Source organism: Ercella succinigenes (assembly GCF_900002895.1).
Genome location: NZ_CDHP01000022.1, coordinates 1 through 8,300 on the forward strand (window position 1 = coordinate 1; position 8,300 = coordinate 8,300).

General features: G+C 31.2%; 10 protein-coding genes. All 10 read right to left on the minus strand.

The window, feature by feature from the left end:
• Positions 1 to 364: 364 nt before the first annotated feature.
• On the minus strand, positions 365 to 1,906 hold the full coding sequence (locus AC0KSB_RS06265; RefSeq protein WP_472307418.1) for a hypothetical protein: 1,542 nt from the start codon (positions 1,904 to 1,906) through the stop codon (positions 365 to 367).
• A gap of 3 nt (positions 1,907 to 1,909) precedes the next feature.
• Positions 1,910 to 2,128 (minus strand): hypothetical protein, encoded by a 219-nt coding sequence (locus AC0KSB_RS06270; RefSeq protein WP_472307420.1) that lies wholly within the window; start codon positions 2,126 to 2,128, stop codon positions 1,910 to 1,912.
• Positions 2,125 to 2,322: a hypothetical protein gene (locus tag AC0KSB_RS06275; protein ID WP_472307422.1), complete on the minus strand. Its 198-nt coding sequence runs from the start codon at positions 2,320 to 2,322 to the stop codon at positions 2,125 to 2,127. Before AC0KSB_RS06275 ends, AC0KSB_RS06270 begins: the two co-directional genes overlap by 4 nt.
• A gap of 36 nt (positions 2,323 to 2,358) precedes the next feature.
• Positions 2,359 to 2,589, minus strand: coding sequence for a helix-turn-helix domain-containing protein (locus AC0KSB_RS06280; RefSeq protein WP_472307424.1), 231 nt, complete (start codon positions 2,587 to 2,589; stop codon positions 2,359 to 2,361).
• A 15-nt stretch (positions 2,590 to 2,604) separates the two neighbouring features.
• A complete protein-coding gene (locus AC0KSB_RS06285) occupies positions 2,605 to 3,195 on the minus strand; it encodes a DUF2975 domain-containing protein (protein WP_472307426.1) in 591 nt (196 codons plus the stop codon).
• A gap of 144 nt (positions 3,196 to 3,339) precedes the next feature.
• Complete coding sequence (locus tag AC0KSB_RS06290) at positions 3,340 to 4,323, minus strand: serine hydrolase domain-containing protein (protein ID WP_472307428.1); 984 nt, start codon at positions 4,321 to 4,323, stop codon at positions 3,340 to 3,342.
• Positions 4,324 to 4,539: 216 nt separating this feature from the next.
• Positions 4,540 to 5,358 carry a DODA-type extradiol aromatic ring-opening family dioxygenase gene (locus AC0KSB_RS06295; protein WP_472307430.1) on the minus strand — a complete coding sequence of 273 codons (819 nt, stop codon included), beginning with the start codon at positions 5,356 to 5,358 and terminating at the stop codon, positions 4,540 to 4,542.
• Between the two features lie 81 nt (positions 5,359 to 5,439).
• Positions 5,440 to 5,796 (minus strand): CRISPR-associated endonuclease Cas2, encoded by a 357-nt coding sequence (gene cas2, locus AC0KSB_RS06300; protein WP_472307432.1) that lies wholly within the window; start codon positions 5,794 to 5,796, stop codon positions 5,440 to 5,442.
• 32 nt (positions 5,797 to 5,828) lie between these two features.
• Complete coding sequence (gene cas1, locus AC0KSB_RS06305; RefSeq protein WP_472307434.1) at positions 5,829 to 6,830, minus strand: CRISPR-associated endonuclease Cas1; 1,002 nt, start codon at positions 6,828 to 6,830, stop codon at positions 5,829 to 5,831.
• Between the two features lie 29 nt (positions 6,831 to 6,859).
• Positions 6,860 to 8,101, minus strand: a complete 1,242-nt coding sequence (gene csm6 / locus AC0KSB_RS06310; protein WP_472307436.1) for a type III-A CRISPR-associated CARF protein Csm6 — start codon at positions 8,099 to 8,101, stop codon at positions 6,860 to 6,862.
• Positions 8,102 to 8,300 lie beyond the last annotated feature (199 nt).

The window sequence follows — 8,300 nt, forward strand, 5'->3', positions numbered from 1 at the left end:
TCAATTGTTCGCTGGCCTGTCCTCGCAGCACCGCATCAAATACTTTTTCCAGTAATTTCGCCACCCCGTTCTCCCGATTTCCAAGCATAAGGTCTTTAAGAATTTCGTCTTCCAGTGTAAGATGTACTTGAGCCATGATCTCATTCCTTTCAGTTGTTAGTTTCGCAAAACCTATTATACCGAAAGCGAGCTCGTGGCTCTTTTTTATTTCTCAATTTACACCAAGTATACGGACTTTATCTTATGACAATCATTATTGGCAAGAGTTTTTGCATAAATAATTTCATAATACTTAACAGCTTGTAAAATACATGCGTGTGCATGTTCATTTACACTAAAAGCAGCAAGTTCTGAAGAAATATTTTCATAACCCTTCTTGCATTGCCAGTGGTTTAAAAACAATATATGGATTCTCAAGATAATTGTAGGCATCTTCATATCTCTCATCTTCAATAGCCTTGTTTCCTAATTTTGCATTAAGCACTAATATAGCAATCTGGTCATTTTCTTCAGAATCTGAGCAAGCCTCTTCAAAACTTTCCCGTTCCATTTCAATAAGCTTTAACACGGAATTATACTTATCTTCATCTCCCGTTTCTTTTGCTGCCTCAGCAACATATAACAGTACTGAGATTTTCTTCATGCAGCTTGTTTTAACAGGAATATACGATTCCTGTTCCGCAAACATGTAATTTTTATAAGCTTTTAATCCCCATTTTATAGTCTGATCATTAGAATCATCTTCCGAAAGACTCTTAAAATGCTCGCATTTTTGGAAAGCCTCCTCTGCTGTTAAAAAATACTCTTTACCAGGTGGCATTGGTTTTTGATCCGCAGTTTGATCAAAGCAACTATGCACTAATTCAGCCTGCTGAGAAAAAAACTCAGCTTGCTGAGGATTCTTGTTTTCTTCATATGCTTTACTTAGCAAGATCAAAAATACATATAATACACGGTTGATTTTTTCCAGACCAACCTTATCCTCCGAAGAACAATATTCCAATCTTTTATATAAATGATTAACTATCATACTTATGCAATCTATTATGTAGCCGATTGGGAAATTATTACTTACATCAATCAACTTAATCATTTTTAAGAAAAGATATACTTTCAATTGAGTTTCGATGGAAACTTGATTCTGATCTCCCAAACATTTAAGAAAATTCATAAACTCTGTCGGCTTATTTAAGAAGTTTCTCTGCAAAGTTGTTTCCATCGATAAAAAAATTGCATTAAAATTTTCTTGAGATTCTGAGCTTCTTAGCTGCTGTTCATGTGTTTCGATATAGGATATAACAAAAAGCCAATCTTCGAAAAAAATGGCAAGCTCTAATATTTCTTGCTGATAGGTTCTCTGTCTTATATCAAGTTTTTTTACATAATCATACAAATGCAGTTTTAAATCCCTGCTAAAATATTTTTGCTTGATAACCTGGGCTATTTCCGGATGCCTAAAACTAATATACCCATCATAATCAACAGAAAACATAAAAGACATGAAACGAAGCAAGCGGCTAAAATCTCTCTCAAGCCATGTTTGTTTAGCTTTTATGCATAAACTCTGTAAATCTGTTTTGGTAAGACCAAATTTAGCCTGACTAAAAGAAACAATTTGAGAATTAGGTGTGTATGGAAGAAATTGCGGTAAACTTATCATTGAATCATTAACTGTTACAATAAAAGTAATATTAGGATTATGACGGCTAGGAAGCCAGCTAAAACCAGTCAGAAATTCAGGCATAACTTTATTACCAATACTTATACCGTAAACATTTTTAAGATGTAAAAACAAAGCAGATACAGCAAAGGACTTACCACTTGAAACACCACCACGCACTAAAATAAAGCCACTTTTTTGCGAAGCTGCAGCTAATAAAGCTTCAACAAAAATATCCTCATACAAATGTCAAGATAATTCAGAATAATGCATGTCAAAATATCGAAGATGACGTTCTTCTAAACTCAAAATATTATTTTGCTTTAAATCCTTGAGCAACAACTTTTTCAGATCTTCTTCAATATATTTTCCAAGCGTTTCTAAACCAGTAATTTTTTTGTTATCACAATCCCAAGCAGCATCATAGTACCTAACCTTGCCTCCGGCAGCAATGATACGAGATTTCAATTTTGCAGAACTTTCAAAGCACTCTCTTCGACACTTTGATCCTCTGTGTTAACACCCCATCTTAAATCAATAAAATTTAATCCCTCAAAGTAATCTAATAAAAAATCTCTGATCAAAGGAAATACTTCTAAATTTAACAAATCTCTTTCGGCTTGCATGTCTTTGAATGTACTGGAAACAAAAATTGATTTCATAAAAAATCCTTTCTTGATTTTCCGTGCTGTGAAAGCTCATTCCTGTTCTAATATGTCAACTTCGTCAGCAACATACTCTAAAATGTCTCCAGGCTGGCATTTTAATACTAAACAGATTTCATTTAATGTAGAAAATCTTATAGCCTTTACTTTGCCGGTTTTAAGATTCGATAGATTAACAACTGATATACCTACTCTTTCAGCTAATTCATTTAACTGCATTTTTCTATCTGCTAAAACTCTATCTAGACGGATAATTATTGCCACATGCTCACCTCTATCCTAAAGCGTACTATCATACTCTTGTTGTAAATATGTACCATATTTAAATATCGCACTTAATAAGATAATTAATAAACCTAAAAGCAAAATCTCAATATTAATTGTATAAACTGCATTTACATTACTTATATTCAAAATCCCAATAATTCTATTAATTGTAAAAGCTTTTAAGACAGGAATAATCAGAGAACTTGCAACAACTGCATATCCTATGCTTAATAAATATTTTGCATTATTATTATCAAAAGGTTTTTCATTAATTACATTTTGCAATATTCTTCTCAGCTGTCTAAGAATAAAAACTGATAACAATAAAATGATAAAAGCACTTAACAAAAGTAACGAATAAACGGAATTAATGTTTGTATTGGAAATATTATCCAATTCAATATCAAATCTAATTATATTATCCGGGCTTAACCCTATTACACTATTTGCACTTAGATTAATTAAATTTGGCACAATTCTTATAATTATGTATAGTATAACGCTTGTCACAATTAATATATACATCGCCCAATTAATCACATTAATAATATTAAATAGATAATTAAATAACTTTTTATTTTTAGCTAAATTTGATAACTTCACCAGACTTCCCTCCATAACCATATATTATATAACTATTCTATTGTCTCCTTTAGCTTTTGTCAATAATTATTTATCGTTTATCGTTAATTATTTATTCACAAAAGTAAAATAACTTTTGTGTTAAGAGTTATTTGTTTTCAATAATCACATCTCATTTTCAAATATGGGTTCGATATACTCTTTAATTAATTCTATTCGATCTGTAACATTAGGTTTGAAAAGAGCGGTGATTGAAATAACTATATTTTTCTTTCTATTTATATATAAGACATTCCCACCATCTCCCATTGCTGCAAAGATGTTTTCCTCAATCCACCATAAATAACCATATGAAAGATTTTCTTTTTCCCATCTGCTATGCTCTTTGATACTCTCCTCGATCCATTGACTTGATACAATCTGTTTTCCATTCCAAATACCTTTATTTAATAACAGCTTACCGATTTTTGCTAAATCTAATGCAGACATTGTAAGTCCCCAGCCAGCAGAATTTAATCCGCAAGCATCACAAACCCAGCCGCTGATATCAGTAGCTTTATTAAAAGCACTTTGTTTTTTTGCCGTATGAAGAATTATATTTTCTTCCACAGTAATTCCAAGTGGCAAAAACAAATTGTTTTTGGCAAAATTAAGAACTGATTGTCCGGTTGCTTTCATCAAAATGCCAGACAAAATATCCGGTCCTACAACTGGTGTATAATTAAAATTACCTATTTCCTCTTTGCCACCTAATAAATCAAGGGTAAATTTCAACCAATCGTTGCACATAAAATATTTGAAATATGTATATGGGGCAAATTTGTATTTATACGGAGCAGTCATTGTAAGCAGATTTTTAAGTGTAATATTCTGTTTTGTCTTTTCGCCTTTTTTCGCTGCATAATCAGGGAAAAAATCTAAAACTTTTTGATCAACACAATTGATGTATCCTTTATCCATTGCAATTCCCATCAATATTGAAATAATACTTTTGGCTACTGAGTAAACATGTACTCTGCTTACATCTGTGCAGTTGTTAAAATACTTTTCATACTTTACTTCATCATTTTTTAACACTACAACTCCTGTAATGTTACCATGTGTATTCTCTATTCTATTTTCTAGATTTTTAATTTTTTCATTATTCATTAAATTTAATTCTCCTACAAAATTTAATGGATATATCCTTGAAGCAAAGGATATATCCATTAAAAATGTTTTTCAAGCATTATTTTAATTAAAAAGAGATTCTTTTATTTTAATTTATTTTCCCCTCTTAACTTCATACAGAAGTTCACTATCTGACTGCTTTTGCAAAGGAAAAATCACTTTTGAGAATCAAGGATAAACATGGATGCATCCTGATTACCATATAAAAGCAGTAGCTCTTTTGCCCAGAATATAATCATCAAATACTTTTGTGCCAGAATTTTCAGATAAACCAGCGCACACCAGCAGTGGCAATAAGTGTTCTTCTCTCGGATGACAATATCTTGCCCCTGGAATTTTTTCCCAGTTTATTAAGGCTTCCCATTTGCCTTCTTCTTTAGTATTGCAGCAAATTTCAACCAATTGATCTTGAAATTGGTCATTATTCGGATCTTCAATGATAACTCCTTCAAAACTGAATCGTCTCATATTATGGAAAGAAAATCCAGATCCTATAAATAATATATTTTCTTCTAATAATGGTCGTAACGCTTTCCCAATAGCAAGATGTTCTGCTGCATCAAGATTATGTTTTAGAGAAATTTGAATAACTGGTATATCAGCATTGGGATACATTAGTTTCAGAGGGATATAAGAACCATGATCATATGGTCTTTTGTCATCTAAACAATTTTCAATATTGCTTTTTCTAAACAGTTCGGCAATTTTCTCAGCAAGAATATTATGTCCTTTGCATGGATATTTAATGTTATATGCAGCTTCTGGAAAGCCGTAGTAATCATACATAATGTCGGGTTGTTTACCGCTTTGAATTGTTACGATATTTTCCTCCCAGTGAGCGCTAAATACAATAATTACGTCAGGCTTTTGGATTGTTTTGGGAAAATCCTTCATAAATCGAATCATTCTTTGATGAGAAGAATCTTCTAGTATCGGGAGTGGTCCTCCACCGTGGGAAAAATATACGATTTTATTTTTACTATTGCTTTTACTGTAACCTTCGGTATCTCTCATCTTAAAATCCTCCTCATCTTTAATTATAAAGAGGAAAAAACACAAAGGATATAAAAAATGAGATTAGATTTATAGGTCTATCTAAACTATCCAAAAACCTTCATCAATTTCTAATTTCCCTATATTTCCCCAACATTGCACATTATAGTTACTATTTAATCTATATATTCTAAGTAAATCAAATTCAGGATTAAAATGCTTTAATACTTCTTTAATCATTTTTCTATTATCAGATTCATCAATTCTACATTCAAAAGATGATCTTTGAACAGGTATACCATAGCTTTTTAGAATTTTAAAAATTTTGGTTCTTCTTTTATTATCAGAGATATCATATATGACTAGTGAGACTCTTTGTTGTTGATCATTATTGTTATTATCATAAGACTCTTCGGAAATAGTAAATTTTTTCTTCCACCATAGCATAACAATACTCAATACTCCTGTAAAATCACATTTAACTTATTCTGCTATTTTAAAAAATAAGGTTGAAATTCTTCTGGATCAGATTTTTCTACAGCCTGAACAAACAATAGAATTTGCTTTTCTAATTCAAGTCTATAATTAAATTCATCTTTTCCGTCTGGCGTCTTTTTTACTTTCTTAATTCTTTCTTCATATTTTTTAACAAACAATTTTGATTTTTCGTTATTTAAGTAAACTCCCCCCTTTGAATCTGTCTCAAAATCTATAACATGAAAGCTGTTTCTATTGGCCAGATGCAATACAAAAGAATCCACCAAAACAGGACGCCATAACTCCATTAAATCTGATGCAAGAGCAGCATGTCCATTTCTGGGTTTGTGTAAAAATCCAAAATAAGGATTTAACCCATGCATCTGAATTAGTGTATATATATCAAACATAAGCAACGTATAACCATAACTAAGCATTGAATTAAAAGGATCTTTAGGAGGATTGCGTGACCTTCCTCTGAATTTAAAATCTTCTTTTGTCAACATATTTAAACAGTCAAAATGAATTTTAGCAGCCATTCCTTCATAACCAATTAGCGTTTCTATGCTTTCAGCGACACTGATTTTTTTTATTATTTTTGGTAATTCATTTCTAGGATAATCAAGGTCGAAAGATGGATGATGCCTAGCAAACTCTTTAATAACAGTTAAAGAGTTTGCTATTTTGGCATATATTATTCTTTTAGCAATATTAAGACAAAAATCAGGATTGTTTATAAGTTCGACTTGTTTTAATTGCCTAACTACGTTTGCAGATTTTACAGTTTCTAGCCTACCAAAATATCTACCTCTAGAAGAAAGAAAAGTTACAGGAATTGCCTTCTCAAGAAGAGCAGTTGTTAAATTATTAGTAAGATTAACACCAGAATAAACAATCATACCTTTTACTTGTTCGAAAGGTACACTTAACAACTCAACATCACCAATTTTTGCTTTTAACAACCCTGCTTGCAAATGAACACTTGTTCCTGGCTCAGTAAGATACAAAATTCCCATGCAGCTTTCACCTCTTGCCAACAAAAGAACTATGGATTTATATTAATAATATAAGAATTAAGTCGATCAGGCAAAGTATCCCAACCAGACTGACCATTATTTCCCATTATTAAAGCAAAAAGACTATGTAATTCTTTTTGGATTTTACTAAAACTATAACCGCAAGTTTTTGTTGCCCAATCATCAGTTATTTTTACCATTTCATGTGCAACATTGTTTCTTAATTTAAATTCTATGTCTCTTAAGAAAACAAACTTTTTATTTATATCAGATAAATATGTTGAATTAAAATATTGTTTTTTTATTATATATTCTAAAACTGGCAAAAGATTACTAAGCATAAGAAATCCATCTTTGAAATTAGAACCAGAAAAACAACTATCCATATATTTCAATAATTCAGGATCATTTTTTTGCATATAACTACGCTGTAATTTTCTGGTATTTTTTCCCCTGTCATAATAAATAGATTTTACCAGAGGATATTTACAGACTTCAGTAATATAATAATATATCATATTGGATAATAGTGGTGATAGTTTTAGTAAATATGCAGACCAATCAGTTTGTAAATTTCTTACCAAAACACCTAGATAAAAATCATACAAGGGCTTAAAACGTCCGTTTTTTACAGGATAAGGATCAAATTCGACAATATCATCTGCTTTTAAAGCTTTATCAGAATTAACAATATCATAATTTATTCTTGCAGTAATATGCTCGAGCCAACGATTTGTTTTTTCGCCAAAAATATTATTATTTTCTTTATTAAGTTTCAAAGCTGAAGAATAGTCGTAAACTTTTATCAGTTTGATAAATTTTTCCAGTAACATGCTTCTTTTAAATAAAAGTATGTCAGGCTCTAAACATCTGCTATCTGTTTCTTCAATAAAATCGAAAGTGTTATCAATCATACTTTCATCAAAAACATCTATATACCTGCACTTTTCGCCACTTCTTTTTTGTGGATTTGTAACCTGTATGCATTTATAATTGTTATTATAATATTTAGAAGACGCAATAAGACAAGCAGTCGCTATCATTTGCGGAGTGCCAGAGCTAATATTTATTAAAATTTGTGAATTTTTATGTTTTTCAGATATTTCGCTTAATACACATTTATATGATTGACTAAATGCGTCAAAATCGCTTGGATTTTCAATATCTGTGTTTATCTTATATATCTTTAAATCATCTGGATTTCTTTTAAGCAACACAGCTTGGATAAAGTCCGTATACTTGGTGTAAATTGAGAAATAAAAAAGAGCCACGAGCTCGCTTTCGGTATAATAGGTTTTGCGAAACTAACAACTGAAAGGAATGAGATCATGGCTCAAGTACATCTTACACTGGAAGACGAAATTCTTAAAGACCTTATGCTTGGAAATCGGGAGAACGGGGTGGCGAAATTACTGGAAAAAGTATTTGATGCGGTGCTGCGAGGACAGGCCAGCGAACAATTGAATGCCG

Coding starts and splice junctions, on each gene's coding strand:
- AC0KSB_RS06275 (WP_472307422.1), bottom strand. CDS start 2,322: ATGAAATCAATTTTTGTTTCCAGTACATTCAAAGACATGCAAGCCGAA.
- AC0KSB_RS06290 (WP_472307428.1), bottom strand. CDS start 4,323: ATGAATAATGAAAAAATTAAAAATCTAGAAAATAGAATAGAGAATACA.
- AC0KSB_RS06295 (WP_472307430.1), bottom strand. CDS start 5,358: ATGAGAGATACCGAAGGTTACAGTAAAAGCAATAGTAAAAATAAAATC.
- cas1 (WP_472307434.1), bottom strand. CDS start 6,830: ATGGGAATTTTGTATCTTACTGAGCCAGGAACAAGTGTTCATTTGCAA.